The sequence below is a fragment of the Streptomyces sp. T028 genome, from assembly GCF_048159505.1.
GTDB lineage: Bacteria > Actinomycetota > Actinomycetes > Streptomycetales > Streptomycetaceae > Streptomyces.
The window spans coordinates 105,254-130,429 of record NZ_JBLRVZ010000021.1; the positions used below are offsets into that span (position 1 = coordinate 105,254).

The following is a 25,176-nucleotide window of genomic DNA, read 5'->3' on the forward strand; positions in this document are numbered from 1 at the left end:
GTGCCGGGACATGGTGAACACCGCATACGACACGGCAACGCAGACCCCTGCCGCGGGCCCCTGGGCCGCGGTGGGGGTCTCCGCGTTCGATGAACTCGTCTACCACGCGATCCTCCATCAGCCCGATGCCGGGGCGGCCGGCTGGGCGTTGCTGACGGGCGCCGGGTCCGCGGCCCAGGTCCGCGAGGCCTGCAACCGGTTACTCGCGCTCGGGCTGCTGCAGCCGCCTGACTCCATGGGCGGAATGCGGGCGGTGGACCCACGGGTGGCGGTCCGGGCCCTGATCCGGCGGCGCGAGACGGAGTCCGAGCTGCTCGCGTCGACGGCCGAGAAACTGGCGACCGCGTACGAGGCGGGGCTGCTGCGCGAGGAGCCGGACCGGCTGGTCGAGGTGGTGTCCGGCGAGGGCGCCATCGCGGCCCGGCTGGAGGAGCTGTACGCGCGGGCCGAGCGCGAGGTGTGCCTCTTCGACACTCCCCCGTATCTCGCCCCGCCCGCCCCGCAACAGGATCTCCAGGCGGATCTGCTCCGCCGCGGGATCATCTCCCGGGGGATCTACGCGGCGACCGCCCTGGAGGATCCGAAGGTGCTGGCCCAGGCCCTGCGGATGGGTGAACTGGGCGAGCGGGCCCGGGTGTTGCCCTCGGTGCCGGTCAAGTTGCTGGTGGTCGACGGGTCCCGGGCGCTGCTTCCGCTGACCGCGTCGGCGGCGGGCGGGTACTGCTGTGTGGTGGTGCGGCACTCCGCGGTGACCGAGGCGCTTCAGCAGCTCTTCGACATGGCCTGGCAGCAGGCGACTCCCCTCGGCCTGCCCGTGCAGGACAGTGAACTGTCCGAGGAGGAAGCGATGTTGGTCCGGCTGCTGACGGCCGGGATGAAGGACGAGGCGGTGGCCCGGCATCTCGGGGTGAGCCTCAGGACCCTACGGAGGCGGGTGAGTGAGCTGCAGGAGCGGCTGGGGGCGGCCAGCAGGTTCCAGCTGGGGGTGCGAGCGGCGCAGCGCGGGTGGGTGTGAGCCTGCACGGCGAAGGGCCGCGTCTCCGGTGGCCCGGGGACGCGGCCCTCAACCTGCCTACCTGGAACCTTACTTGCGGATCAGGCTGCGCAGCACGTACTGCATGATGCCGCCGTTGCGGTAGTAGTCCGCCTCGCCGGGGGTGTCGATGCGGACGACCGCGTCGAACTCGACGCCGGTGTCGGTGGTGACCTTCACCGTGCGCGGGGTGGTGCCCTCGTTGAGCTCGGTGACGCCGGTGATGGAGAAGGTCTCCTCACCGGTCAGGCCGAGGGAGTCGGCCGAGGCGCCCTCCGGGAACTGGAGCGGCAGGACGCCCATGCCGATGAGGTTCGAGCGGTGGATGCGCTCGTACGACTCGGTGATGACGGCCTTGACGCCGAGGAGCGCGGTGCCCTTGGCCGCCCAGTCGCGGGACGAGCCGGAGCCGTACTCCTTGCCGCCCAGGATGACCAGCGGGGTGCCGGCGGCCTGGTAGTTCTGCGAGGCGTCGTAGATGAAGGAGACGGGACCGCCGTCCTGCGTGAAGTCGCGGGTGTAACCGCCTTCCGTCCCCGGCGCGATCTGGTTGCGCAGGCGGATGTTGGCGAACGTGCCGCGGATCATGACCTCGTGGTTGCCTCGGCGGGAGCCGTAGGAGTTGAAGTCACGACGCTCCACACCGTGTTCGGTGAGGTACTGGCCGGCCGGGGTGTCGGCCTTGATGGCGCCGGCGGGCGAGATGTGGTCGGTGGTGACCGAGTCGCCGAGCTTGGCGAGGACGCGGGCGCCGGAGATGTCGGAGACCGGGGCCGGCTCCATCTCCATGCCCTCGAAGTACGGGGGCTTGCGGACGTACGTCGACTCGGCGTCCCACTCGAAGGTGTTGCCGGTCGGGACGGGCAGGGACTGCCACTGCAGGTCGCCCGCGAAGACGTCGGAGTAGGACTTGCTGAACATGTCCTCGCCGATGGCGTTGGCCACGACGTCGTTGACCTCGGCCTCGGAGGGCCAGATGTCCTTGAGGAAGACCGGGTTGCCGTCCTGGTCGGTGCCCAGGGCGTCCCGCGTGATGTCCACCTTCATGGAGCCGGCGATGGCGTACGCGACGACCAGCGGCGGGGAGGCCAGGTAGTTCATCTTGACGTCGGGGTTGATCCGGCCCTCGAAGTTGCGGTTGCCGGAGAGGACCGAGGTGACCGCGAGGTCGTGGTCGTTGACGGCCTTGGAGACCTCCTCCGGCAGCGGGCCGGAGTTGCCGATGCAGGTGGTGCAGCCGTAGCCGACGAGGTTGAAGCCGACCTTGTCGAGGTACGGGGTCAGACCGGCCTTGTCGAAGTAGTCGGTGACGACCTTCGAGCCCGGGGCGAGGGTGGTCTTGACCCAGGGCTTGCGGGTCAGGCCCTTCTCCACGGCCTTCTTCGCGACGAGCGCGGCGGCGACCATGACGTACGGGTTGGAGGTGTTGGTGCAGGAGGTGATCGCGGCGACGGTGACGGCGCCGTGGTCGATCTCGTACGTCGAGCCGTCGGGAGCGGTCACCGTGACCGGGTTCGACGGGCCGCCGTTCGGGTGGACGGCCGGGGCGTCGGAGGCCGGGAAGGACTCCTCGCCCGCCTCGTCGGCGGTGGAGACGTAGTTGAGGACGTCGCGCTGGAACTGCTCGGCGGCGTTCGCGAGGACGATACGGTCCTGCGGGCGCTTCGGGCCGGCGATCGAGGGAACGACGGTCGACAGGTCCAGCTCGAGCTTCTCGGAGAAGTCCGGCTCGGCCTTCGGGTCCAGCCAGAGGCCCTGCTCCTTGGCGTACGCCTCGACGAGCGCGACCTGCTGCGCGGAGCGGCCGGTGAGCTTGAGGTAGTTCAGGGTCTCGTCGTCGATCGGGAAGACCGCGGCGGTGGAGCCGAACTCCGGGGACATGTTGCCGATGGTGGCGCGGTTGGCGAGGCTCGTGGCCGCCACACCCTCGCCGTAGAACTCGACGAACTTGCCGACGACGCCGTGCTTGCGCAGCATCTCGGTGATGGTGAGCACGAGGTCGGTGGCCGTGGTGCCGGTGGGCAGCTCGCCGGTGAGCTTGAAGCCGACGACGCGCGGGATGAGCATGGAGACCGGCTGGCCGAGCATCGCGGCCTCGGCCTCGATGCCGCCGACGCCCCAGCCGAGGACGCCGAGACCGTTGACCATGGTGGTGTGCGAGTCGGTGCCGACCAGGGTGTCGGGGTACGCCTGACCGCCCCGCACCATGACCGTACGCGCGAGGTGCTCGATGTTCACCTGGTGGACGATGCCGGTGCCCGGCGGGACGACCTTGAAGTCGTCGAACGCGGTCTGGCCCCAGCGCAGGAACTGGTAGCGCTCCCGGTTGCGGCCGTACTCCAGCTCGACGTTCTGCTGGAAGGCGTCGTTGGTGCCGAACTTGTCGGCGATGACGGAGTGGTCGATGACCATCTCGGCCGGGGAGAGCGGGTTGATCTTCGCCGGGTCGCCGCCGAGCGCCGCGACGGCCTCACGCATGGTGGCGAGGTCGACGACACAGGGAACACCGGTGAAGTCCTGCATGATGACGCGGGCCGGCGTGAACTGGATCTCCTGGCTGGGCCGGGCCTGCGAGTCCCAGTCGCCGAGGGCGCGGATGTGGTCGGCGGTGATGTTCGCGCCGTCCTCCGTGCGGAGCAGATTCTCCAGCAGGACCTTGAGGCTGTAGGGGAGTCGGGCCGAGCCCTCCACCTTGTCCAGGCGGAAGATCTCGTACGACTCGTCGCCCACCTGCAGCGTGCTGCGGGCGTCGAAGCTGTTCGCCGACACGACGGTCTCCTTCATTGATGTGCGCGTACCACCGCATCCTGCCGCCACGCGGGCTTGGCCGATCCGCTAAGGTCAGGCTAAGTTAGGTAACCCTTACCAATATGGCGGCTGCGGTGCGCCTCGGCAGATATCTCGATGTCGAGATAACTCTAGTACACAACCCGCTTCCGGGCACTCGTCACCCCCCTAGGCTCTCCCATGACGAGGGGAGTCGGCATGCCCGAGGGGTGGCAGTGGGACAGGACGCTGTTCCAGGGGAGCGCGATCCACTACGAGCGGGGGCGGCTGCCGTACGCCCCGGGGTTCGGCGAGGCGCTGGCCGGGATGCTGGGGCTGGACGGGCGGGGGCGGCTGCTCGACGTGGGGTGCGGGCCCGGGATCGTGACGCTGCCGCTGGCGCGGTTCTTCACCGAGGCCGTCGGGCTCGATCCGGACGAGGACATGCTGGCCGAGGCCGCGCGGCGGGCCGGACGGGACGGCGTGGACAACGCGCGCTGGGTGGCCGCCCGGGCCGAGGTACTGCCGGCCGGGCTGGGTGAGTTCCGGGTCGTGGTCTTCGCGCAGTCCTTCCACTGGACGGAGCGCGAGCGGGTCGCCGCCGCCGTACTGGGGATGCTGGAGCCGGGCGGCACGCTCGTCCACATCAGCGACCTCAAGGACCCGCCCCCGGCCACGGAGCCGCTTCCGCTGCCCGCTCCCCCGTACTCGCTGATCGGCGACCTGGTGCGGCGGTATCTGGGCCCGGTCCGCCGCGCGGGGCAGGGGGTGCTCGTCAACGGCACCCCGGGCGGGGAGGACGCCATCTTCGCCGGGGCCGGTTTCGAGCACGCCGGCCGTCATGTCGTACCGGCCGGGCAGGTCGTGGTCCGCACCGTGGACGACCTCGTGGCATGGGCGTTCTCCCGGTCCGACTCCGCCCCGCATCTGTTCGGCGACCGGCTGGACGACTACGAGCGGGACCTGCGCGAGACGCTCCTGCGGGAGTCGGCCGACGGCCGCTTCGCCGAGCACATCCCGCCGACCGAGGTCAGGATGTGGCGCAGGGCTCGGGACGTACGCCATGGGCGCCGTTGACGGGGAGTCACCCGAACGGACCCGCCAACAGGCGCCATCTCATATCTGAGATAACCTCAGCCTCATGGCAGACGACTACCTCGTACGCATCGGCAAGCTCATCCGTGACGCCCGGCAACACCGTGGCTGGACACAGGCTCAGCTGGCCGAGGCGCTCAACACCAGTCAGAGCGCCGTCAATCGGATCGAGCGCGGCAACCAGAACATCAGCCTTGAGATGATCGCTCGAATCGGTGAGGCGCTGGACAGCGAGATCGTCTCGTTGGGCTACGCGGGACCGATGCATCTGCGGGTCGTGGGCGGCCGCCGGCTGTCCGGTGCCATCGACGTGAAGACCAGCAAGAACGCCTGTGTGGCCCTGCTGTGCGCCTCCCTCCTCAACCGTGGGCGCACGGTGCTGCGCCGGGTGGCCCGGATCGAGGAGGTCTACCGTCTGCTGGAGGTGCTCAACTCCATCGGCGTACGCACCCGCTGGATCAACGGCGGCGTCGACCTGGAGATCGTGCCGCCGGCCGAGCTGGACATGGCGGCGATCGACGCCGAGGCCGCCGTCCGCACCCGCTCCATCATCATGTTCTTCGGCCCGCTGCTGCACCGTATGGACTCCTTCAAGCTGCCCTACGCCGGCGGCTGCGACCTGGGCACGCGGACCATCGAGCCGCACATGATCGCGCTGCGCCGGTTCGGGCTCGACATCGCGGCGACGGAAGGCCAGTACCACGCGGTCGTCGACCGTGCCGTGCGCCCGGACCGCCCGATCGTGCTGACCGAGCGCGGGGACACGGTCACCGAGAACGCGCTGCTGGCCGCCGCCCGGCACGACGGGGTGACCGTCATCCGCAACGCCTCCTCCAACTACATGGTTCAGGACCTGTGCTTCTTCCTGGAGGCGCTGGGGGTGAAGGTCGAGGGCATCGGCACCACCACCCTCACCGTGCACGGCGTCCCGGACATCGACGCCGACGTCGACTACTCCCCCTCCGAGGACCCGGTGGAGGCGATGAGCCTGCTGGCCGCCGCCGTCGTCACCGAGTCGGAGCTGACGGTGCGTCGCGTCCCCATCGAGTTCCTGGAGATCGAGCTGGCGGTCCTGGAGGAGATGGGCCTCGACCACGACCGCACCCCCGAGTACGTCGCCGACAACGGCCGCACCCGGCTGGTGGACCTCACCGTGCGGCCCTCCAAGCTGGAGGCGCCGATCGACAAGATCCACCCGATGCCGTTCCCCGGCCTGAACATCGACAACGTCCCGTTCTTCGCGGCCATCGCGGCCGTCGCCTCCGGCAAGACCCTCATCCACGACTGGGTCTACGACAACCGCGCGATCTACCTGACGGACCTCAACCGCCTCGGCGGCCGCCTCCAGCTCCTCGACCCGCACCGGGTCCTGGTGGAGGGCCCCACCCGCTGGCGCGCCGCCGAGATGATGTGCCCGCCGGCCCTGCGCCCGGCCGTGGTCGTCCTCCTGGCGATGATGGCGGCGGAGGGCACGTCCGTCCTGCGGAACGTGTACGTCATCAACCGGGGGTACGAGGATCTCGCCGAGCGGCTGAACTCGATCGGGGCGCAGATCGAGATCTTCCGGGACATCTGAGCGCGCGTTGAGCGGATACCGGGCTCCGCCTGCCCGCGATGCCGTACAGGTGTAGCTGCCCCTGGCACCTGGCCAGGGGCAGAGCCCTACCTGACGGCGAAGCCGACGAACGCGGTCCAGGCGGCGGCATCGACCGCAAGGCCACGGCGAGCTATGTCCTTGGAGTCGCGTATGTGGATGACGTGAGGGCAGACGGCGACCTCGACGCACTCGCCGCCTTCCTCGCTGCTGTAACTGCTCTTGACCCAAACAAGCCCAGATACGTTGGCTTTCATAGCTCTCCCAGCAGCTTCTCAACGTAGGTGAGCGACGCCTGAGGCGTGAGCGCCTGCGCACGCAGGATCCCGTACTTGACCTCAAGACCCTTCACGAGGCGCCGCTCAGTGTGTACGTGGCTGACGTTCTGAATCTCAACGTAAGCGATCCTGCGCCCTTCACTCGTCTCGATCAAGGTGAACGGGCCAGCAAGTCCAGCGTTCTCCTCGCTGGCCAGGGGCATTACCTGGATCTCAACGGTCCGCTTCTGTCCCACCAGCAGGATCTGTTCCAACTGGCCACGCAGCACGTCTCGGCCGCCGATCGGCCTTCGCAGCACGGACTCGTCGATGACAAAGCTCATCAGCGGCTCAGGGCGCTTGGCGAAGATCTCTTGCCGCGCAAGGCGGGCCACGACGCGTTCGGCGATGGAGTCCTCGTCTAGCGGCGGACGCATCATCCCGAACACCGCCCGCGCGTACTCCGGCGTCTGCAACAGGCCCGGCACCGCCTGATTCGCGTAGACGTGAAGCTCAACCGCCTCGGCCTCCAGCTTCGCCGCATCCCGAAAGAACGCCGGATACTGCGCCCGCGCAACCTCCTCCTTCATCTCCTGGAGGACGCCACCCGCGTCCAGCACCTCGTCCGCCCGATCGATGAACTTCGGCGGCGGCACCCGCCGACCCTGCTCGTACGCGGCGATGGTCGACACCGAGTAGCCCGTCATCGACCCGAACTCGGGCCGCTCCAGCCCCGCCCGTACCCGGAACCGCTTCAACTGGCGTCCGAAGACGCGCAGGATGCCCGACCCGGCGCCCGCGTCGCGCTCCTCCTCCGTGCCGGACTCGTCCTCGGCCGGTCCCGCCAATTCACCCATGTCCCTCACCCTCTCCCCGGCCAACGCAGCCCCGCGCCAACCGTCACGCTCCACCCCGCCTACACACGCCGACAGGCCACCTACAGTGACCGTCCGTGTGCGTGCCGTATCTCGTCACGGTAAAACCACCACGTCAGCGTGGACCACATGAACAACGAAACTTCCCCCGTCCGCGAGTTCGCGATGCGGTTCACGTCCTCCACGCGCGGAGCCCGCCTCGCCCGGCGCCTCGTCTCGCACCGGCTGGACTCCTGGGGTCACCCGTACACCTGCCGGGCCAACGAGACACTGACGCTGATCACTTCGGAGCTGACCGCGAACGCCGTACAGCACGGGCACGTGCCCGGACGGGACTTCCACCTACGGCTGACCGAGACCGACGGCAGCCCGCGCACCCTGCGTATCGAGGTCACCGACACCCGCACGGAACGCGTACCACCGCTCGCGCCACAGGAGCCGCCCGGCGACGAGGAATCGGGGCGGGGCCTGCTCATCGTGGCGCGGATGGCGTCGCGTTGGGCGGTCGCGCCGCGCGTCGACGGGCCCGGCAAGACCATCTGGGCGGAGCTGTGGCTACCCGCCGAGACACCCGTACCGTCACCGCCGGTCAACCGCTTTCCCGCCAACGCCGTAGGACGAAGGCCTGCCCGGTGGGCTCTGCCGTGACGCGCAGGAAGTCAGTCCAGGGACGCCAACGCACTGGTTATGAGGGAACGTGCTTCCGGACCCCTCACGGCTCCCTGTGACAGCCGCTCGAAGGCCCGGCTGTACAGCTCGACCTGGCTGGGCTGGGTGAGGGTAGCAGCAGCGTCCAGGGTGTCCGCGTGCACCCTGGTGTCGTCGAAGACCGTGAAAGTGGGCATGGGCCACACGGCTCGTTGAGCTGAGAACGGGATGAGCCCCACGGCCACGTTCGGGAGATCCATGACCCCGAGCAGGTGGCCAAGCTGTGCCGCCATGGTCTCCGCGCTGCACAGCCGGTACCGCAACACCGACTCCTCCAATACGAACGAGAACCGGCGGGCGCCGTTGCTCAGCACCTCGTTACGCCTCATGCGGGCGGCCACAGCATCGCTCACGTCGTCCGGGGTCCCCCGGAAGTCTGCGATCGATGACAGCAGGGCAGCGGCGTATCCGGGTGTCTGGAGGAATCCGGGGATCACGTCGGACACGTAGACCCTGAATATCTTTGTTTGTTGGTACAGGTCCCCAGTCGACTCCTGCAAGCGGCGCAGACCGCTTCGCTGGAGGCGCCTCCACTGCACATGAGCGTCTGTGGACTGCCTGTTGGCAGCGATCAGGTCGGGGGCCTGGTCGTCAGCGGTGCAGGCTCTGCACCACGCCTTGATGTCCGCGTCGGAGGGAGGGGTCTTGGCATTCTCGATACGGGACGACTTCGACTCCGACCAGCCACACCTGACGGCCAGCTCCCGCCCGCTGATCCCCGCGTCCTGCCGGATCTCGCGCAGACGGCCGGCCAGCTCTTCGCGGGCCTTCTGAACGCGTGAGGAGGGGTGCAGGGGCATGGAGCTGGCTTTCGTCAGATCTCGTACAGGTGGTGCGGGATCGCTCGCTCCCAGACCGCTTCGAAGGCGGCGGAGCACAGCTTCACGGCTTCCGGGGCAGCCGTTATCTCGTCTTCCACCACCACTCCATCACCTGAGAAGTGGTGCACCCGCAGCAGGGTGTCATCGAAGAGCCAGAAGTCATTGCCCGGCAGGGCGATGCTCGTGGCTTGTCTCCGTGGCAACCACCGCACTTCCTCACCCGCCGTGACGTTGGCGCGGGTCACGTAGTGTTCCCAACGGATGTAGTCCGACACAGGCTCGGAGACCACCCGGGCTCGGCGGATCACCACGCCCCTGGCCACGGTATCCGTGATCAACTGGTCATAGGAGTGCCACCAGGATTCGCGGTCCTCCCAATTGATTCGTTCGCCCCGCTTCCATGCCTCGAACCGGTCCGTCGGGGCGTAGGAGTCACGCAGTTCCAGGTGAACGGCGGACCGCTCGCACTGGCCAAGCAACTCAGCGAAGCTGGGCACGCTCGACGGCATCACACGCCTCCCTGATCATCGGGATCATCCGGGCCGGAATCCTGACGATGGCTTCGCTGTCGGGTACCGAGCCGTTCGCGGGGCTGCTCGCCTCGCACTCCGCCTGAGTCTCGGTGCTTGGCTTCCACCCCTGCAACAAGATCTCCTGAGCGTCCGCGTCCGCCCACACGGTGGGGCAGTGGTCCCGGTCCGTGTCGGGGTCGATCCCAATGAACTCTACGGCCATGGCCGGCTCCCTGGTATAGGTGCTTGCTCGGGCTTGCATCAGCTTCATTGAACTGCGGAGACAGCGTCAATAGCGCTACCGGCCACGCTAATTGTCGTGCAAGCTCATGCAAGTTTGTAGAGCCCGACGCGCGCCACTTCCTACCGTCGGCACATCGACGCGGAATCGATCGGGAGGGTCCGGTGCGATGGGCAATAGCAAGGCGCAGGGCACCGAAGCGGCTGATCGTCTGGGCAGCGGTGAGGCCCGACGGTTCCTCTCCCGTCTCTCCGGAGCACTCGGCGTGGACGGCGTGCTCATGGTGCCGAAGAACGCCCCTGGCCCCGAGGGTGCGGACCTGGCGCCCAGTTCGGCCCTGCAATGGCCCCGGTGCGAGTGCGGGCTCGCGAAGTGTCCTGACTTCGAGGCCCCGCCGATCAGGCCGACCGAGGGACTGAGCAGCAGAGTCGCTGAAACCAACGCGCGGAGCCGTCGGGGTGGGCTGTGAGCGTCAGAGCGGCCATGCGGTACGTGATCCACAGGATCGCCGAGCACCCCGACACAGATGTGACGTTCGAGGCCGAATGTCTGCACTGCGGTTGGAAAGCCACTCCGGCCGATGATTCGGCGCCTGTCGACATGGAGTGCATGAGCCACGCAGGACGGTCCGGTCACGCCGGTTTCCGACGTATCCGGACCTCGTTCGCCATGGTCGTTCGCGCCGAGTAGAGCCCCTGCCGCAGTTGTGGGGGACCTGGACTCCCGCCCGGTATGGGCGGCGGCGGTCAGTCATGACCGTGATCAGTTGAGCAGGAAGGTGCAGTGATGCTGAACGGAAGTGATCTGTACGCACTCGACATCGACGGGGCCTCGTTCGTGAAGGCGTGCGGCGGCCCCTGCACCGAGGGGTGCGTGACCCTCGCCCGGATCGGTGACGACGCCTGGGCCCTTGGTGACAGCAAGCGGCCCGACTCGCAGCCGCTGCGGTTCACCACGGAGGAACTGGACGCGGCCGGTATCGACCCGGCGCGCTTCGGCATCAACGTCTGATCCTCCCCGTCCGCCAGCCGGGCCGCCCATCCCCGTGTAGGGACCGTGTCCGGCTGGCACCTTTCGAACGGGAATGACTCGTGCACCACCATGGCTATCTGTGGACCGGCCCGAAAGATCGCTTCGACCAGGAAGCGCTACGACGGCCCCCGCATCCTGAGCCGCCCCCTGCCGGAAGCAGGCCCGAACTGATTCTGCGGTACCGCGAGGTGGCCGCAGAGTTCCCCACGTCCGATCTGCCACCGCTGGAAACGGCGTACTGGCTGATCAAACCCCGTTCCTTGGTTCGTGGCACATGGGACGAGGCGAAAGAAGGAGCATCGTGGCTCGGAGAACGGCTGGCCGAATACGCGCCCCGGCTCGCCTGCGACAAGGACCGCGACACCACCCGTCTGGCAACGCTGATCAATTCCGTTGCGGAGCGACTGGATTCCGGGGCTGATGTATCACTCGGCTTCTATCTCGAACGCCCGTCGTATCTGTCACTGGCACTCGTGACCTGCTCCCCCAACCGATCGATGCCGGAGCTGACCTGTCCCGCCGGCTGAGCAAAGTGTGTGCACAGTCTCAGCGACACGCCGTGCTGGCGGCGTGTCGCTGAGACTCTCGCGACACTTCGAGACATACGCCCTCACCGACAAGGACACCCGCAGCGCGCTCGAACGCTTGCTCTGGCACCCGGAGACCGGCATCTTCCGCAGGCCCTACCTGCGCATCAGGACGCCGTTCCACGTCGCCGACAACGAGTAGGAACGGGATCTGGTGAGCGTGCTCCGCCCCTGCTCGCCGGGGGCCTGCCCGTCGACGCGATCGTGACGCACACCTTCCCGCTCACCAAGAGAGGCGGGGAGATCGTGCCGCTGAGCTGGGCTTCGATACTTGGTCAGGCTGCCGAGAACTCGGCCGCGAGATACCCTCGTTGACCGTGGCTGCCCCCTGCATCTGGCACGGCAGTGGCACGAACCTCAGCCGACGACAGTCCGCCACGACGACGGGTGCACCGGCCGACCACGCACGCGTATGCCTCGCTGCACCCCCACCGACCTCAGCCACGCTACCGACTTGTGTCGTCGACCAGAGGAGCCGCGACGGCCAACTCCATCACGGCGGTGCGCGAGCCTTCAGCTTGGGAAGCTTGGGTCTCCCGACATGCGTCGTCCCGCTGACCTGGGAAGAGGGAGCCTGGCGCCCTGGTGGGCCGTCACTTGATGCCCCTGCATTCCCCGTGGTTCCCCGTACGACCTGGCACACGTCTGGCACGACCACTTCGCCCCGATGAGTTTCGCAACGGGAGGCGTATGGGCAAGCGCGCTGAGTAGGCAGGTCCGCAGAGCAGCGACGCGAGGGGTTACGGTGGATTGGGCTACGGTGATCACCATCATCGGAGGGGTGGCGACCGCCTTGATCGGCGTAGTGGCCGGCTCACTGCTCACCAGCCGGGCTGAGCGCAGTCATTGGTCACGTGACAAACAGATCGAGGCATGTGCCTCCGTGGTCGCAGAGTCCACCCGCATTCAACTGGCACTGCGGCGAGCCTGGCGTGAAGGCGAGACAGTGGATTGGATTCCCTGGAACGTTGCCTTAGGCACCGTCTGGATGGTCGGCACCCCGGCCGTCGTAGCCGCCGCGGCAGCGATTGACGAGGTCTTCTGGGAATATGGCGACCAGTTCGTGCAGCGGACGGCCACGAGTGAGGAGCATTGGGCCGAGGCGCGGGACTCCATGGAGACTGCACGTCTCCACTTCATAAACGTCGCCCGCCTACAGGTGGATCCGCGGCACACACGCCTTGCTCAGGGACCGGTGAACCGCCCTCCGCGATCAAGCTTCTCCGGCTACGGATCTCCGGATCTTGACAGTTAGCCAGGGCGAGGAAGTTCGCTGGAACCGAACACCGCTTTAGGAGTTCGATCCGGTCCTGCTCCAACTGCTGTCGGTGACTGGTGCGACGGTCGGACAGAGACGCTGGTGTTCGCCCGTGTCCGGCGTCGTTGATGTCAGCTGTGGATGTCAGCCAGTGAGGAGCTTCGGGTACGGGCACGGTTCCAAGCCGCCGTAGAGCCCGTCCGACCACCTCCACCAGATGTGTCGGCTGTCGCAGGCCGAGACCACGCGGCAGACGCGCTGGCCGTCCTCCTCCCGCTTGCTGAGGACCATGGCGCCAACCGTGAGGCGACCATCGCACTGGGGGCAGGTCAGCGGTTCTTCGTCCGACATGGCGCGGAGCATACGGGGTTCAGGCCCGCAGCTTGGGAAGCTGCGGGCATTTGGGGGCGGGTTGGGTGCTGACCTGGGCGGACGGCCGATGGGTACAGGTCGGCGCGGAGCCGTTCCTTGGCTGCCCCAAGCCGTGGGCCATAGTCGGGTATGAAGATCTCGCTCAGGGTCTTGTCCAGCGTTCCTGAGATCGCGTAGATCGGTGACCACACGGCTCGGTCGTGCACGATCCCCTCAAGGTCGTCGGACTGGAACATCACTTGGGAATAGACACGATCACCGCTCGTGGTGAGCCGGGCCGCCTTCGACCTCGCCCACGACCGGTCCGTCGCCTCCAAGGTCCTCCTGGACCTCGCCTGATCACGCCGGCCCGTCCGCCGTCAGGAGCCGGTGAGGACGACGAGTTGGCGGGTCGCGCGGGTCATCGCGACGTAGCGGTCGACCGCGCCCCGCACCCCGTCGCCGAACTTCTCGGGGTCGACGAGGACGACCAGGTCGAACTCGAGGCCCTTGGTCAGCTCCGGGGGGAGGGAGCGGACGCGGGGTGTCGCCGGGAAGCCGGGGGCGCCGATGACACACGCGGTCCCCTCGGCGTGGGCGGCGAGCCAGCCGTCGAGGACCGTGTCCAGGTCCGAGACGGCGCCGTGGGTGACCGGGACGCCGTTGCTGCGGATGGAGGTCGGGACGTTGGCGTCCGGGAGCGCGGCCCGGACGACCGGCTCGGCCTCCGCCATGATCTCGGCCGGGGTGCGGTAGTTGATGCTCAGGGAGGCCAGGTCGATCCGGTCGAGTCCGATGCGCCCCAGGCGTTCGCGCCACGACTCGGTGAATCCGTGCCGGGCCTGGGCGCGGTCCCCGACGATGGTGAAGCTCCGGGACGGGCAGCGCGAGAGCAGCATCTGCCATTCGGCGTCGGTGAGTTCCTGGGCCTCGTCGACGACGATGTGGGCGAACGGGCCGGCGAGCAGATCCGGGTCGGGGACGGGCAGTTCGGACTCGTCAACCAGGCTGACCTGCGCGTCCGCGCCGCGCAGCATGGTCACGAGGCCCTCGCCGTCGTCCCCGTCGGCGCCGGAGTCGGCCACGGCGTGGATCAGGTTGTCGACGACGTGGGACATGCGCTCGCGCTGGGCGGCGAGGACGGCCTTGTTCCGCTGTCGGCGCCGCGCCGCCTCCGGGTCGCCGAGCCGCTGCCGTGCCGCGTCCAGCAGCGGCAGGTCGGACACCGTCCAGGCCTGGGCGTCGGCGCGCTGGAGCAGTCGTACGTCGTCACGGCTCAGCCAGGGAGCGCACATCCGCAGATACGCGGGCACCGACCACAGGTCCCCGACCAGGTCGGCCGGCTCCAGCAGCGGCCAGGCGCGCTGGAGGGTCCCGACGAGTTCCTTGTTCTGGCGCACCGCCCTGCGGAACTGCTCGGGCGGGAGGTCGTCGCCGTCGTAGCGGTCCCGCAGGATCTCGACGAGCCTCTCCCAGATCTGGTTGCGGGCCTCGTTGTGCGGGGTGCCGGGTTCGGGCGCGTCGAAGGCCTCGGCCCAGTCGGCGGCGGTCAGCCGTACGTCGGTCAGGTCGACGGTGACCGTCATGGCCTCGGCGGGCGGCTCCTCGTAGAACCGGACGGCCTTCTCGATCGCCTTCACCAGGTCCGCGGACGCCTTCAGCCGCGCCACCTCGGGGTCGGACTCCACGGCCGCCCCGGCCCCCTCGGGGACGAGGTCGCGCAGGACGCAGGTCTGCACGCCCTCCTCACCGAGGCTCGGCAGGACGTCGGCGACGTACGACAGATAGGGCCGGTGCGGGCCGACGAACAGCACCCCGCCCCGGCGGTGCCCGAGGCGCGGGTCGGAGTAGAGCAGGTGGGCGGTGCGGTGCAGGGCGACGACGGTCTTGCCGGTGCCCGGGCCGCCGTCGACGACCAGGGCACCGCGCGAGCCCGCCCGGATGATGGCGTCCTGGTCGGCCTGGATGGTGGAGAGGACGTCCCGCATCCGCTCCGACCGGTCGCCGCCCAGACTGGCGATGAAGGCGGACTGGTCGTCGAGGGCGGCGGCATGCCCTTCGAGGCCTTCGGCGGTGAACACCTCGTCCCAGTAGTCGCTGATCCGGCCCCGGGTCCAGCGGTACCGGCGGCGGCTGGCCAGCCCCATCGGGTCGGCGTGGGTCGCGGCGAAGAACGGCTCGGCCGCCGGGGAGCGCCAGTCGATCAGCAGCCGACGGCCCTCGCTGTCGGTGAGGCCGAGCCGTCCGACGTACACCGGCTCGGAGTCGTCCGCGCCGACCATGTGCCCGAGGCACAGGTCCAGTCCGAACCGGCGCAGGGTGCGCAGCCGGCCGGTCAGGCGGTGGACCTCGATGTCCCGGTCCATCGCCTGCCGGCCGGTGCCGCCGGGCGCCCTGAGCTCGGCGTCGAGCCGGTCGGACAGTTCGGCGATCGACTCCTCCAGGCACTCCGCGACGGCCGCGAAGTGCCGCTCGTCGGCGGCGATCAGCGCCGGGTCGGCCTTCTGGGAGAGCTGGTGGGGAAGGTCGAACGCGCTGAGCACAACCACTTCGTGAATCTCTCTTTCCCGCGGAATCCTGGCCACGACCAGGGATTCTGCGGCACGACGGGGGCCTTGCCGCAAGCCCCCCGGTGCGCTATATGTTGAGAGTGGCAGGAGGTGGGTCTCCCGCCTCTTTCTTTTTCTCCGGGAATTCTTCCTCCGGGGACTTTTTCTCCAGGAACGTCAGCACCGAGGCCTCCTCCTCGATCAGCGGGGCGAGCGCCGCGTTGAACGGGCCGCCGTACGGGGCCCGCAGGTGCGCCTGGAAGGCGTCCTCGTCCCGGTACACCTCGAAGATCCAGTAGGCGCGCGGGGCCTCCGCCTTGGTGTACACGTCGAAGGCGAGGTTCCCCTCCTCCTCGCGCACCGTGCGGGCGTACTCCAGGATCAGGCGGGCGACCTCGTCCTCGGCGCCCTCACGGGCGGTGAACTCGGCGAGCAGCGTCTTCGTCATGGTCTCGGGTCCTTGGGGTCTCGGGTCCTTGGGGTCTCGGGTGCTCGTCAGTCGCGGGCTGACGTGATGAACGGGGGTACGAGTTCCTCCACCTGGGTCCGCCACGGAGGGTTGGGGCCGGCGACCGAGCAGGTCAGGGCGGCGACCTGGGCGGCGAACCGGCAGGCTTCCGTGACGTCGTCGAGGCTCAGCCGGTCGAGCCGGCCGCCGAGGTGGCCGTGGGCGCCGAGGTGGTGCAGCAGTCCGGCGGTGAAGGAGTCACCGGCGCCGACGGTGTCGACGACCTGGGTGGTCACCGCGGGCACCCGTACCCGTTCGCCGTCGAGGGAGGCCAGGGCGCCCGCGGCGCCGTGCGTGATCACGACGAGCCGGGCCCCGGCGGCGTGCCAGCTGTCGCAGGCCTGCTCGGGCGGGGTGCCGGGGAGCAGGAGTTCCAGGTCGTCCTCGCTCAGCCGCAGGACGTCGGCGAGGGAGCACCAGTGCGCCAGGCGGGCGCGGTAGACGTCGGGGTGCACCAGCAGCGGCCGGACGTTGGGGTCGATGCTGACGGTCGTCCGGGAGGTGGCTGTCGCGAGGAAGTCCTCGACCACCGCCGCGCCCGGCTCGCGGACCAGGGCGAGGGAGCCGGTGTGCAGGCAGGCCGTGCCGGACAGGTCGACCCGGGCCAGTTCGTCCGCCGTCCACTGCCAGTCGGCGGTGTTCTGGGCGTGGAAGGAGAACGCGGCCTGGCCCTTCTCGTCCAGTTCGGCCACGGCGAGGGTGCTGGGTTCGGCGGCCTCGACGGCGTACGACAGGTCCACCCCGGACGCCTCCAGACGGGCGCGGAAAAGCCGGCCGAAGACATCGCCGGACAGGCGCGCGAGGAAGCGGGCGGGGGTGCCCAGACGGGCCAGCGACACGGCCGTGTTCGCCGGCCCGCCGCCCGGCAGGACCCGCAGGGCGAGTTCGTCCGGGGCGCTCGTGGGCTCGGTGAACGCGTCCGCGACGCACTCTCCCAGGACGGTGATCTGACACGGGCTCATGGGCTGCTCTTCTCTGCCGGCGACCGTGGACGGCAGCGCTGGACGGCGGCCGTGGGACTGTGCCGACGGCCGCCGGACGTTGCCGATTCGTGACGAGTACGGGGCATTGACGTTTCCGGGAGACGGAGTCCATCATCCTCGCCATGCAGTGTCAACGATGACATAAGTCAACGATGACAACTCGGGACGGCATCCCTCGATGCCGACCGCGCCGCTCGCAATCCCGCAGGAGTCGTTCATGTCTCGCACCACTCGTCTCTCCTCCTCCCTCCTCAGAGCCGCCGCGGTCACGGGCGTCGCGGCCCTCACCCTGACGGCCTGCGGTTCCGGCTCCGGCTCGGACTCCGCGAGCTCCGGTTCCGGCTCGGGCACGGTCAAGGTCGGTCTGATCACCAAGACGGACACCAACCCGTTCTTCGTGAAGATGAAGGAGGGCGCGGAGCAGGCCGCCAAGGACAGCGGCGCCCAACTGGTCACCGCCGCGGGCAAGTTCGACGGGGACAACGCCGGTCAGGTGACCGCGATGGAGAACATGGTCGCCTCGGGGGTGAAGGGCATCCTGATCACCCCGAGCGACTCCAAGGCCATCGTGCCCGCGATCGAGAAGGCCCGCGCCAAGGGTGTCCTGGTGATCGCGCTGGACACCCCGACCGAGCCGGAGAGCGCGGTCGACGCCCTCTTCGCCACCGACAACCTCAAGGCCGGCGAGCTGATCGGCGAGTACGCCAAGGCGGCCATGGCGGGCAAGACCGCCAAGATAGCCGCCCTCGACCTCGCGCCGGGCGTCTCCGTCGGCGTCCAGCGGCACGACGGTTTCCTCAAGGGCTTCGGCGCCACCGACAAGGACGTGGTCTGCGCCCAGGACACGGGCGGCGACCAGGCCAAGGGCCAGACGGCGATGGAGAACTGCCTCCAGAAGGAACCGGACATCAACGTCGTCTACACCATCAACGAGCCGGCCGCGCTCGGCGCGTACACCGCGCTGAAGGCCAAGGGCAAGGAGAAGGACGTACTGATCGTCTCCGTCGACGGCGGCTGCACCGGCACCCAGGCGGTCAAGGACGGCAAGATCGCCGCGACCTCGCAGCAGTACCCGCTGAAGATGGCCGCCGAGGGCGTCAAGGCCGTGGTGACGTACGCCAAGGACGGCACGAAGGCCTCCGGGTACACCGACACCGGCGTCACCCTGATCACCGACAAGGCGCAGGACGGGGTCACGTCCGAGGACACCGCCTTCGGCCTGGAGAACTGCTGGGGCTGAGCGCGAGCGCTCCGCGGGATTGCCGCGACAGGCCGTCGATCGTCTGCGGCTCCGTCGTGGCTGGTCGTGCCCACGCGGCGGAGCCGCATATCGACACAGCCCCGCGCCCCTTTAGGGCGCTCCCAAGGACCGTACGACACGCCTCTCCCCCTCATGGGGGCGGCCGGCCCCGACCACTCCCCGACCCGGGACGGCCGCCCCCTCGTCTCCTACTTCGGTCTTCCGACAAGGACTCGCATGACAGCCACGACCACGCCGTACGCCGAGCTCAAGGCACCGACCACCGCCCGCAGGCTGCTCACGGCACCGACCACCGGTCCGCTGGTCGCCCTCCTCCTGGCCTGCGCCTTCTTCTCCTTCTCCACCGACCAGTTCCTCACCGGCGGGAACTTCTCGCTGATCGTGCAGCAGGTCATGGTCGTCGGCACCCTGGCCATCGGACAGACCCTGATCATCCTCACCGCCGGCATCGACCTGTCCTGCGGTGCCGTCATGGCGTTCGGCAGCATCGTGATCGCCAAGATGGCCGCGCAGGGTTCGCTTCCGCCGCTGCTCGCGATCGCGCTGGGCCTGGTGGTCTGCGGCGGCTTCGGGCTGCTCAACGGACTGCTGGTGCAGAAGATCCCGCTGCCGCCGTTCATCGTCACCCTCGGCATGCTCAACGTGGCGTTCGCGCTGACCCACATCTACTCCGAGGAGCAGACGGTCACCGGTCTGCCCGCTCCGCTGACGGCGCTCGGCGAGACCTTCCCGCTCGGCCGCACCGACATCACGTACGGCTCCCTCGTCACCGTCGCCCTGTTCCTGGTGTTCGCCTACGCGCTCAGCGGCACCGGCTGGGGCCGGCACGTCTACGCGCTGGGCAACAGCCAGGAGGCGGCCCGGCTGAACGGCATCCGCACCTCCCGGCTGACCATCGGCATCTACACCGTGGCGGGTCTGCTCTACGGTGTCGCCGCCCTGCTGCTCATCTCGCGCACCGGGGTCGGTGACCCGCAGGCCGGCCAGACCGACAACCTCGACAGCATCACCGCCGTGGTCCTCGGCGGGACCAGCCTCTTCGGCGGCCGGGGCTCGGTCCTCGGCACGTTCATCGGCGTGCTCATCGTCGGTGTCTTCCGCAACGGGCTGCAGCTGATGGGCGTCGCCTCCATCTACCAGACCCTGATCACCGGTGTGCTGGTGATCCTCGCGGTGACCGTCGACCAGATCTCCCGGAAGAAGGCCCGATGACCACCACGGACTCCCCCACCCCCGTCCTCCAGGCCCGCGGTCTGGTCAAGCGCTACGGCCATGTGACCGCCATCGACGGCGCCGACTTCGATCTGCTGCCCGGTGAGGTCCTCGCCGTCATCGGCGACAACGGCGCCGGCAAGACCAGTCTGATCAAGGCGCTCACCGGCGCGGTGGTGCCGGACGCGGGCGAGATCCGGCTGAACGGTGAGCCCATCACGTTCTCCGGTCCGCAGAGCGCCCGCGCCCACGGCATCGAGACGGTCTATCAGGACCTCGCCGTGGCGGCTTCCATGGACATCGCCTCGAACATGTTCCTGGGACGTGAACTGCGCCGCCCCGGTGTCCTCGGCAGTGTCTTCCGCATGCTGGACAAGAAGCGGATGCGGCAGGAGGCCGCCGAGCACATGGCCGATCTGAAGATCGGGCTGCGTTCGCTGACCCAGTCGGTGGAGACGCTCTCCGGCGGACAGCGGCAGGCCGTGGCGGTCGCCCGGTCCGTCGCCTGGGCCCGCTCCGTCGTCGTCATGGACGAGCCGACCGCCGCGCTCGGCGTCAAGGAGTCCGGTCAGGTGCTGGACCTGATCCGCCGGGTCCGGGACCGTGGCATGCCGGTCGTCCTGATCAGCCACAACATGCCGCACGTCTTCGAGATCGCGGACCGGATCCATGTCCACCGGCTGGGCCGGCGGGCCGCCGTGATCAAGCCGTCCGACTACTCGATGGCCGAGGTCGTCGCCGTCATGACCGGCGCGCTCACCATCGACGCGGCCGGAGATACTGTCGTGACGGATTCCGAGGCCGCCAAGGCCGCCGGAGTCCAGGCCGGCTAGCGCCTGTTCGCACAGGTTCTCGCGACACGATTCGACTCCAAGGTTCTGCCCGAGGCCGCGGGCGGAACCGACGAGCACAGGAGATCCGCACCTCCATGGCAGCGAACCGCCGCCCCACCCTGGCCGATGTCGCCCGTGAAGTGGGTGTCAGCGCCAAGACCGTCTCCCGCGTCCTCAACGAGGACGGGCCCGCCTCCGCGCAGACCAGGGAACAGGTACTCGCCGCCGTGGCCAGGCTGGGCTTCCAGCCGAACCTCATGGCGCGCAACATCCGTGTCGGCGGACCCGACACCACCGTCGGACTGGTCATCCCCGACCTCGGCAACCCCTTCTTCGGGGCGGTGGCCAGCAGCATCGAGGACACGGTCCGCGACCGGGGGCTGACCCTGCTCATGGGCTCCTCCGCGGACGACCCCGAGCGCGAACGCGCGCTGACCGACAAGTTCCTCGCGCGCCGCGTGAGCGTCCTGATGGTCGTGCCGTCCGTCGGCGCCGACCACTCCCACCTCAAGGCCCACCGGACCCGCGGGCTGCCCGTCGTCTTCCTCGACCGGCCGGGCACGGGCCTCGCCACGGACAGCGTCGTCAGCACCAACCGCTCGGGCGCCCACGACGGCGTCGCCCATCTGATCGCCCACGGCCACCGCCGTATCGGCTTCATCGGGGACCTGCCCACCAAGCTCTACACCCGCCGCGAGCGTCTGGCCGGATACCGCGAGGCCCTGCGGGAGGCCGGCCTCCCGGACGACCGCTCCCTCGTCACCAACGCCCATGACCAGCAAGGCGCCTCGGCGGCGACCGCGCGGCTGCTGGACCTGCCCGATCCGCCCACGGCCCTCTTCGCCGGCAACAACATCGTCGCGCTGGGCATAGTGACCGAACTCGCCCGCAGCCGGCGCAAGGACGTCGCGGTCGTCGCCTTCGACGACGTGGCACTCGCGGACGCGCTCGAACCGGCGCTGACCGTCGTCGCGCAGGACCCCGAGGAGATCGGCCGCACCGCCGCGACCACCGCCCTCTCCCGCCTCGACGGCGACCGCTCCCGCGCCCGTACGATCACCGTGCCGACCCGGCTGATCGTCCGGGGATCGGGGGAACGGCCGGCTCCGGTCCCGGCAGGCCGATGACGAGGTGCGTCCTCCCACGCCGTACGCCCCGGCCGTCCTGCTCGCCGGGGCGTACGGCGGGACGGTCAGCCCTGGGCGGGGCCCTGGGCGGGGCTCTGAGCGGGGCCCTGGGCAGGGCTCTGGGCGGGGCCCTGAGCGGGGCCCTGGGCGGGCAGGCTGAGGGTGACCTCCTGCTGCCGTACCGCGTGGAAGCGGGGCAGCGGCAGACCGCCGCGGGGTTCGAGCTCGGTGATCGTGGCCTCGACGTGGGCGGGGCCGGCCTTCAGCGTGTCCGTGACGATCCTGCCGGTGTTCCGCCAGGTGTGCAGGGCGCCGTCGCACACCGCACGGCTGCCGCCGATGCCGTAGCGCACGGTGTTCGTGCCCTGCTGGACGTTGGAGCTGATGAAGACCGGTCCCGTGCTGCCGACGCAGCTGTAGGTTCCGGAGAGGGTGACGGTACCGTCGGCGGCGACCGTGCCGACCGCGTCGACGGTGAGGGTCTCGACCGGGGCGGCGGTGGCGGCCTGGCCCGGCAGGGCGAGCAGGAACAGGGCGGCACCGGCCGCCGCGGCCAGTGCGGGGCGAAGCAACATGGAAGACCTCCTGTGGTGGGGGGATTCCACTGGTACCGGGCGGACGGGCCCACAGCCGTGACCGTCACCCCTTCGGTGGCGAGTCCGCACCGGTCGTCGGCGAACGGTCCTGGAGTTGTCCTGGTGCTGTCACGCTTCGGGACACCCTCTGGCGGTGCCCGAGGCGGCGGGCGCATGGTCGTTCCATGCGAGGCCGACCGGACGGCCGGCCCCCACCGACGTGGAGGTGCGCCATGTGTTCCCACTCCTTCGCCGCCGCTTCGGCCGACGCCCGCTCCCCGCACGTCGTCGCCGCCCACCCCGAACAGGGCTGGAACCTGCTGTGCGACGGCACGATCGTCTTCGACGACTCCGGTGAACTCCTGCCCGACGGCCGCGTGGTGGCCCCCCACCGCGTCCCGGCCGAGCGCCTGACCGTCGCCGCCTGAGTCCGACGCCTGCTCGCGGTCCGTCGCCGACGGACTCGGCGAAGCCGCACCGGCGGGACACGACGAAGGTCACACCGGCCAGAGCACCGATCATGACCAGCCGTGATGGCGACGAACTAAAATGATCAACGTGTCCGACCAGCCCGCACCTCGGTCTCTCATCGTCACGCTCTACGGCGCCTACGGCCGCTTCGCGCCGGGTCCGCTGCCCGTCGCCGAGCTGATCCGGCTGCTTGCCGCGGTCGGCGTCGACGCGCCCTCCGTACGCTCCTCGGTGTCGCGGCTGAAGCGGCGCGGACTGCTGCTGCCGGCCCGTACGGCGCAGGGCGCGGCAGGGTACGAACTCTCCGCCGAAGCCCTGCAGTTGCTCGACGACGGGGACCGCCGTATCTACGCCTCGGCGCCGGACACCGACGAGAGCTGGGTGCTGGCGGTGTTCTCGGTGCCGGAGTCGGAGCGGCAGAAGCGGCACGTCCTGCGCTCCCGGCTCGCCGGACTGGGCTTCGGCACGGCCGCCCCGGGCGTGTGGATCGCCCCGGCCCGGCTGTACGAGGAGACCCGGCACACCCTCCAGCGGCTCGGGCTCGACGGATACGTCGACTTCTTCCGCGGTGAGCACCTCGGCTTCGCGCCGACCGTCGAGGCGGTCACCCGCTGGTGGGACCTGACGGCCGTCGCCAAGGAGCACGAGGCGTTCCTCGACCGCCACGCGAGCGTGCTGCACTCCTGGCAGCGGCGGCCGGACACCCCGCCGGAGGAGGCCTACCGCGACTACCTCCTCGCCCTGGACTCCTGGCGCCATCTGCCGTACTCCGACCCGGGCCTGCCCGCCCGGCTGCTGCCCGAGAACTGGCCCGGAGCCCGCTCGGCGGCCGTGTTCCACGGGCTGCACGAGCGACTGCGGGACGCGGGCGCGGAGTTCGCCGGGGTGTGACCTCGCGGGTCGCACGACCTCGCGACGCTCTGCTTCGGGGCCGCCGCGCTGTGACCTCATGCACATCAGGCGTCACTCAGCTAATCCTCAGGCTCCTTAACAACTCCTCTCAGACTCCTTACCTACCGTTCGACGGGTTGTACGCCGGGTAGGAAAGAGGACTGTTGAGGATGACCAGTACGCCAAGGGCCGTCGCTCCGAGGGCCCAGGGGGCCACGGTCTGGCTCACGGGACTGCCGAGCGCCGGCAAGACGACGATCGCCCGCCTCCTGGGTGAGCGGCTGAGGACCGGGGGACACCGGGTGGAGGTCCTGGACGGCGACGAGATCCGCCGTTTCCTGTCCGCCGGTCTCGGTTTCAGCCGCGCCGACCGCAACACCAACGTCCAGCGGATCGGGCTGGTCTCCGAGGTCCTGGCGCGCAACGGCGTGCTGTCGGTCGTCCCCGTCATCGCCCCCTACGCCGACAGTCGCGAGGCGGTGCGGCTGCGGCACGAGAAGAGCGGGACCCCGTACCTGGAGGTGCATGTCGCCACCCCGGTGGAGGTGTGCAGCGAGCGGGACGTGAAGGGGCTGTACGCCCGGCAGGCGGCGGGCGAGCTGACCGGGCTGACGGGGGTCGACGACCCGTACGAGGTGCCGGTGGACCCCGCGCTCGTGCTGCAGACGCAGGAGCAGACCCCTCGGGAGTCGGCGGACGCGGTGTACGCGCTGCTGGCGGAGCGGGGGCTGGTGTGAGCGGGTACACGCTCTCGCATCTGGACGCGCTGGAGTCCGAGGCGGTGCACATCTTCCGCGAGGTGGCGGGCGAGTTCGAGAACCCGGTGGTCCTGTTCTCCGGCGGCAAGGACTCCATCGTCATGCTGCACCTCGCGCTGAAGGCGTTCGCCCCGGCCGCGGTCCCTTTCTCGCTGCTGCACGTCGACACCGGGCACAACTTCCCCGAGGTCATCGACTACCGGGACCGTACGGTCCGGCGGCATCAACTGCGGCTGCATGTGGCGTCCGTGCAGGACTACATCGACCGTGGTGTACTGCGCGAGCGGCCCGACGGCACCCGCAACCCGCTGCAGACCCTCCCGCTCACCGAGAAGATCCAGTCGGAGAGGTTCGACGCCGTCTTCGGCGGCGGGCGCCGCGACGAGGAGAAGGCCCGGGCGAAGGAGCGGGTGTTCTCGCTGCGCGACGAGTTCTCGCAGTGGGACCCGCGCCGCCAGCGGCCCGAGCTGTGGAACCTGTACAACGGCCGCCACGCACCCGGCGAACACGTCCGTGTGTTCCCGCTGTCCAACTGGACCGAGCTCGACGTCTGGCAGTACATCGCCCGCGAGGACATCGAGCTGCCCGAGATCTACTTCGCGCACTACCGCGAGGTGTTCCGGCGGGGCGGGATGTGGCTCACGGCCGGCGAGTGGGGCGGGCCCAAGCCGGGTGAGACCGTCGAGAAGCGGCAGGTCCGCTACCGCACGGTCGGCGACATGTCCTGCACCGGCGCGGTGGACTCCGACGCCGACACCATCGAGAAGGTGATCTCCGAGATCGCCGCCTCCCGGCTCACCGAGCGCGGCGCCACGCGTGCCGACGACAAGCTCTCCGAGGCCGCCATGGAGGACCGCAAGCGCGAGGGGTACTTCTAG

The 25,176-nt window shown here is 69.5% G+C and carries 27 protein-coding genes; 16 read left to right on the forward strand and 11 right to left on the reverse strand.

Annotated features, from left to right (window positions below; genetic code table 11):
- The first annotated feature begins 10 nt into the window (after positions 1-10).
- Positions 11-1,015, forward strand: a complete 1,005-nt coding sequence (locus tag ACLZN2_RS21355; RefSeq protein WP_416980393.1) for a helix-turn-helix transcriptional regulator — start codon at positions 11-13, stop codon at positions 1,013-1,015.
- Between the two features lie 69 nt (positions 1,016-1,084).
- Here the strand turns inward: ACLZN2_RS21355 and acnA are convergent, their stop codons facing one another.
- A complete protein-coding gene (gene acnA / locus ACLZN2_RS21360) occupies positions 1,085-3,802 on the reverse strand; it encodes an aconitate hydratase AcnA (RefSeq protein ID WP_416980584.1) in 2,718 nt (905 codons plus the stop codon).
- Positions 3,803-4,018: 216 nt separating this feature from the next.
- On the opposite strand from acnA, the gene ACLZN2_RS21365 reads away from it, so the two are divergent.
- Both ACLZN2_RS21365 and ACLZN2_RS21370 read left to right on the forward strand, forming a co-directional pair.
- On the forward strand, positions 4,019-4,876 hold the full coding sequence (locus ACLZN2_RS21365; RefSeq protein ID WP_416980395.1) for a class I SAM-dependent methyltransferase: 858 nt from the start codon (positions 4,019-4,021) through the stop codon (positions 4,874-4,876).
- Positions 4,877-4,940: 64 nt separating this feature from the next.
- Positions 4,941-6,470, forward strand: coding sequence for a UDP-N-acetylglucosamine 1-carboxyvinyltransferase (locus tag ACLZN2_RS21370; protein WP_416980397.1), 1,530 nt, complete (start codon positions 4,941-4,943; stop codon positions 6,468-6,470).
- Between the two features lie 86 nt (positions 6,471-6,556).
- Here the strand turns inward: ACLZN2_RS21370 and ACLZN2_RS21375 are convergent, their stop codons facing one another.
- The gene (locus tag ACLZN2_RS21375) at positions 6,557-6,745 is read right to left on the reverse strand and encodes a DUF397 domain-containing protein (RefSeq protein ID WP_416980399.1); all 189 of its coding nucleotides are present in this window, start codon (positions 6,743-6,745) and stop codon (positions 6,557-6,559) included.
- Positions 6,742-7,602, reverse strand: coding sequence for a helix-turn-helix domain-containing protein (locus ACLZN2_RS21380; RefSeq protein WP_416980401.1), 861 nt, complete (start codon positions 7,600-7,602; stop codon positions 6,742-6,744). Before ACLZN2_RS21380 ends, ACLZN2_RS21375 begins: the two co-directional genes overlap by 4 nt.
- A 147-nt stretch (positions 7,603-7,749) precedes the next feature.
- On the opposite strand from ACLZN2_RS21380, the gene ACLZN2_RS21385 reads away from it, so the two are divergent.
- Positions 7,750-8,268, forward strand: coding sequence for an ATP-binding protein (locus ACLZN2_RS21385; protein ID WP_416980403.1), 519 nt, complete (start codon positions 7,750-7,752; stop codon positions 8,266-8,268).
- 11 nt (positions 8,269-8,279) lie between these two features.
- Here the strand turns inward: ACLZN2_RS21385 and ACLZN2_RS21390 are convergent, their stop codons facing one another.
- Genes ACLZN2_RS21390 through ACLZN2_RS21400 form a run of 3 tightly spaced genes read right to left on the reverse strand, consistent with a single transcriptional unit; the run spans position 8,280 to position 9,884 of the window.
- Complete coding sequence (locus ACLZN2_RS21390; protein ID WP_416980405.1) at positions 8,280-9,128, reverse strand: helix-turn-helix domain-containing protein; 849 nt, start codon at positions 9,126-9,128, stop codon at positions 8,280-8,282.
- A 14-nt stretch (positions 9,129-9,142) separates the two neighbouring features.
- On the reverse strand, positions 9,143-9,658 hold the full coding sequence (locus ACLZN2_RS21395; protein ID WP_416980407.1) for a DUF6879 family protein: 516 nt from the start codon (positions 9,656-9,658) through the stop codon (positions 9,143-9,145).
- Positions 9,630-9,884 (reverse strand): hypothetical protein, encoded by a 255-nt coding sequence (locus ACLZN2_RS21400; RefSeq protein WP_048586994.1) that lies wholly within the window; start codon positions 9,882-9,884, stop codon positions 9,630-9,632. Before ACLZN2_RS21400 ends, ACLZN2_RS21395 begins: the two co-directional genes overlap by 29 nt.
- Positions 9,885-10,688: 804 nt before the next feature.
- Between ACLZN2_RS21400 and ACLZN2_RS21405 the strand changes: the two genes are divergently transcribed.
- The 4 genes from ACLZN2_RS21405 (at position 10,689) to ACLZN2_RS21420 (ending at position 12,776) form a co-directional block, all read left to right on the forward strand.
- Complete coding sequence (locus tag ACLZN2_RS21405; protein ID WP_416980409.1) at positions 10,689-10,913, forward strand: DUF397 domain-containing protein; 225 nt, start codon at positions 10,689-10,691, stop codon at positions 10,911-10,913.
- 80 nt (positions 10,914-10,993) lie between these two features.
- Positions 10,994-11,461 carry a hypothetical protein gene (locus ACLZN2_RS21410; protein ID WP_416980411.1) on the forward strand — a complete coding sequence of 156 codons (468 nt, stop codon included), beginning with the start codon at positions 10,994-10,996 and terminating at the stop codon, positions 11,459-11,461.
- Positions 11,462-11,504: 43 nt separating this feature from the next.
- Positions 11,505-11,663, forward strand: coding sequence for a hypothetical protein (locus tag ACLZN2_RS21415; RefSeq protein WP_416980413.1), 159 nt, complete (start codon positions 11,505-11,507; stop codon positions 11,661-11,663).
- 618 nt (positions 11,664-12,281) lie between these two features.
- The gene (locus ACLZN2_RS21420) at positions 12,282-12,776 is read left to right on the forward strand and encodes a hypothetical protein (RefSeq protein WP_416980415.1); all 495 of its coding nucleotides are present in this window, start codon (positions 12,282-12,284) and stop codon (positions 12,774-12,776) included.
- 147 nt (positions 12,777-12,923) lie between these two features.
- Here the strand turns inward: ACLZN2_RS21420 and ACLZN2_RS21425 are convergent, their stop codons facing one another.
- The 4 genes from ACLZN2_RS21425 to ACLZN2_RS21440 form a co-directional block, all read right to left on the reverse strand.
- Positions 12,924-13,130: a dehydrogenase gene (locus ACLZN2_RS21425; protein WP_416980417.1), complete on the reverse strand. Its 207-nt coding sequence runs from the start codon at positions 13,128-13,130 to the stop codon at positions 12,924-12,926.
- A gap of 380 nt (positions 13,131-13,510) precedes the next feature.
- A complete protein-coding gene (gene helR, locus ACLZN2_RS21430; protein ID WP_416980586.1) occupies positions 13,511-15,688 on the reverse strand; it encodes an RNA polymerase recycling motor ATPase HelR in 2,178 nt (725 codons plus the stop codon).
- Between the two features lie 79 nt (positions 15,689-15,767).
- Complete coding sequence (locus tag ACLZN2_RS21435; RefSeq protein WP_416980419.1) at positions 15,768-16,127, reverse strand: putative quinol monooxygenase; 360 nt, start codon at positions 16,125-16,127, stop codon at positions 15,768-15,770.
- A gap of 47 nt (positions 16,128-16,174) precedes the next feature.
- Entirely contained in the window at positions 16,175-17,149 is a 975-nt protein-coding gene (locus ACLZN2_RS21440) for a carbohydrate kinase family protein (RefSeq protein ID WP_416980421.1), read from the reverse strand.
- Between the two features lie 238 nt (positions 17,150-17,387).
- On the opposite strand from ACLZN2_RS21440, the gene ACLZN2_RS21445 reads away from it, so the two are divergent.
- From ACLZN2_RS21445 to ACLZN2_RS21460, 4 genes are all read left to right on the forward strand, one after another.
- Positions 17,388-18,410 carry a sugar ABC transporter substrate-binding protein gene (locus tag ACLZN2_RS21445; RefSeq protein WP_416980423.1) on the forward strand — a complete coding sequence of 341 codons (1,023 nt, stop codon included), beginning with the start codon at positions 17,388-17,390 and terminating at the stop codon, positions 18,408-18,410.
- Between the two features lie 237 nt (positions 18,411-18,647).
- Positions 18,648-19,643, forward strand: coding sequence for an ABC transporter permease (locus tag ACLZN2_RS21450; RefSeq protein ID WP_416980425.1), 996 nt, complete (start codon positions 18,648-18,650; stop codon positions 19,641-19,643).
- Positions 19,640-20,476, forward strand: coding sequence for an ATP-binding cassette domain-containing protein (locus ACLZN2_RS21455; RefSeq protein ID WP_416980427.1), 837 nt, complete (start codon positions 19,640-19,642; stop codon positions 20,474-20,476). Before ACLZN2_RS21450 ends, ACLZN2_RS21455 begins: the two co-directional genes overlap by 4 nt.
- A 95-nt stretch (positions 20,477-20,571) precedes the next feature.
- Positions 20,572-21,603 (forward strand): LacI family DNA-binding transcriptional regulator, encoded by a 1,032-nt coding sequence (locus ACLZN2_RS21460; RefSeq protein ID WP_416980429.1) that lies wholly within the window; start codon positions 20,572-20,574, stop codon positions 21,601-21,603.
- Between the two features lie 65 nt (positions 21,604-21,668).
- On the opposite strand, the gene ACLZN2_RS21465 is transcribed toward ACLZN2_RS21460, so the two are convergent.
- Entirely contained in the window at positions 21,669-22,178 is a 510-nt protein-coding gene (locus ACLZN2_RS21465) for a DUF6299 family protein (RefSeq protein ID WP_416980431.1), read from the reverse strand.
- Between the two features lie 233 nt (positions 22,179-22,411).
- Here ACLZN2_RS21465 and ACLZN2_RS21470 point away from each other — a divergent pair, with 233 nt between their 5' ends.
- From ACLZN2_RS21470 to cysD, 4 genes are all read left to right on the forward strand, one after another.
- Complete coding sequence (locus tag ACLZN2_RS21470; RefSeq protein ID WP_416980433.1) at positions 22,412-22,606, forward strand: DUF5999 family protein; 195 nt, start codon at positions 22,412-22,414, stop codon at positions 22,604-22,606.
- A 121-nt stretch (positions 22,607-22,727) separates the two neighbouring features.
- A complete protein-coding gene (locus ACLZN2_RS21475; protein ID WP_416980435.1) occupies positions 22,728-23,540 on the forward strand; it encodes a PaaX family transcriptional regulator C-terminal domain-containing protein in 813 nt (270 codons plus the stop codon).
- 170 nt (positions 23,541-23,710) lie between these two features.
- Positions 23,711-24,277: an adenylyl-sulfate kinase gene (gene cysC, locus ACLZN2_RS21480; RefSeq protein WP_416980437.1), complete on the forward strand. Its 567-nt coding sequence runs from the start codon at positions 23,711-23,713 to the stop codon at positions 24,275-24,277.
- Positions 24,274-25,176 carry a sulfate adenylyltransferase subunit CysD gene (cysD, locus tag ACLZN2_RS21485; RefSeq protein ID WP_416980439.1) on the forward strand — a complete coding sequence of 301 codons (903 nt, stop codon included), beginning with the start codon at positions 24,274-24,276 and terminating at the stop codon, positions 25,174-25,176. Before cysC ends, cysD begins: the two co-directional genes overlap by 4 nt.

Bases quoted from the DNA above. Each gene is read 5' to 3' on its own strand.
- ACLZN2_RS21375 (WP_416980399.1), bottom strand. From the start codon at position 6,745: ATGAAAGCCAACGTATCTGGGCTTGTTTGGGTCAAGAGCAGTTACAGC.
- ACLZN2_RS21400 (WP_048586994.1), bottom strand. From the start codon at position 9,884: ATGGCCGTAGAGTTCATTGGGATCGACCCCGACACGGACCGGGACCAC.
- ACLZN2_RS21390 (WP_416980405.1), bottom strand. From the start codon at position 9,128: ATGCCCCTGCACCCCTCCTCACGCGTTCAGAAGGCCCGCGAAGAGCTG.
- ACLZN2_RS21380 (WP_416980401.1), bottom strand. From the start codon at position 7,602: ATGGGTGAATTGGCGGGACCGGCCGAGGACGAGTCCGGCACGGAGGAG.
- ACLZN2_RS21370 (WP_416980397.1), top strand. From the start codon at position 4,941: ATGGCAGACGACTACCTCGTACGCATCGGCAAGCTCATCCGTGACGCC.
- ACLZN2_RS21405 (WP_416980409.1), top strand. From the start codon at position 10,689: ATGCTGAACGGAAGTGATCTGTACGCACTCGACATCGACGGGGCCTCG.
- ACLZN2_RS21450 (WP_416980425.1), top strand. From the start codon at position 18,648: ATGACAGCCACGACCACGCCGTACGCCGAGCTCAAGGCACCGACCACC.
- ACLZN2_RS21455 (WP_416980427.1), top strand. From the start codon at position 19,640: ATGACCACCACGGACTCCCCCACCCCCGTCCTCCAGGCCCGCGGTCTG.
- ACLZN2_RS21465 (WP_416980431.1), bottom strand. From the start codon at position 22,178: ATGTTGCTTCGCCCCGCACTGGCCGCGGCGGCCGGTGCCGCCCTGTTC.
- ACLZN2_RS21445 (WP_416980423.1), top strand. From the start codon at position 17,388: ATGTCTCGCACCACTCGTCTCTCCTCCTCCCTCCTCAGAGCCGCCGCG.
- ACLZN2_RS21365 (WP_416980395.1), top strand. From the start codon at position 4,019: ATGCCCGAGGGGTGGCAGTGGGACAGGACGCTGTTCCAGGGGAGCGCG.
- ACLZN2_RS21385 (WP_416980403.1), top strand. From the start codon at position 7,750: ATGAACAACGAAACTTCCCCCGTCCGCGAGTTCGCGATGCGGTTCACG.
- ACLZN2_RS21460 (WP_416980429.1), top strand. From the start codon at position 20,572: ATGGCAGCGAACCGCCGCCCCACCCTGGCCGATGTCGCCCGTGAAGTG.
- ACLZN2_RS21440 (WP_416980421.1), bottom strand. From the start codon at position 17,149: ATGAGCCCGTGTCAGATCACCGTCCTGGGAGAGTGCGTCGCGGACGCG.
- ACLZN2_RS21475 (WP_416980435.1), top strand. From the start codon at position 22,728: ATGATCAACGTGTCCGACCAGCCCGCACCTCGGTCTCTCATCGTCACG.
- cysC (WP_416980437.1), top strand. From the start codon at position 23,711: ATGACCAGTACGCCAAGGGCCGTCGCTCCGAGGGCCCAGGGGGCCACG.
- ACLZN2_RS21470 (WP_416980433.1), top strand. From the start codon at position 22,412: ATGTGTTCCCACTCCTTCGCCGCCGCTTCGGCCGACGCCCGCTCCCCG.
- ACLZN2_RS21395 (WP_416980407.1), bottom strand. From the start codon at position 9,658: ATGCCGTCGAGCGTGCCCAGCTTCGCTGAGTTGCTTGGCCAGTGCGAG.
- ACLZN2_RS21435 (WP_416980419.1), bottom strand. From the start codon at position 16,127: ATGACGAAGACGCTGCTCGCCGAGTTCACCGCCCGTGAGGGCGCCGAG.
- ACLZN2_RS21355 (WP_416980393.1), top strand. From the start codon at position 11: ATGGTGAACACCGCATACGACACGGCAACGCAGACCCCTGCCGCGGGC.
- ACLZN2_RS21425 (WP_416980417.1), bottom strand. From the start codon at position 13,130: ATGTCGGACGAAGAACCGCTGACCTGCCCCCAGTGCGATGGTCGCCTC.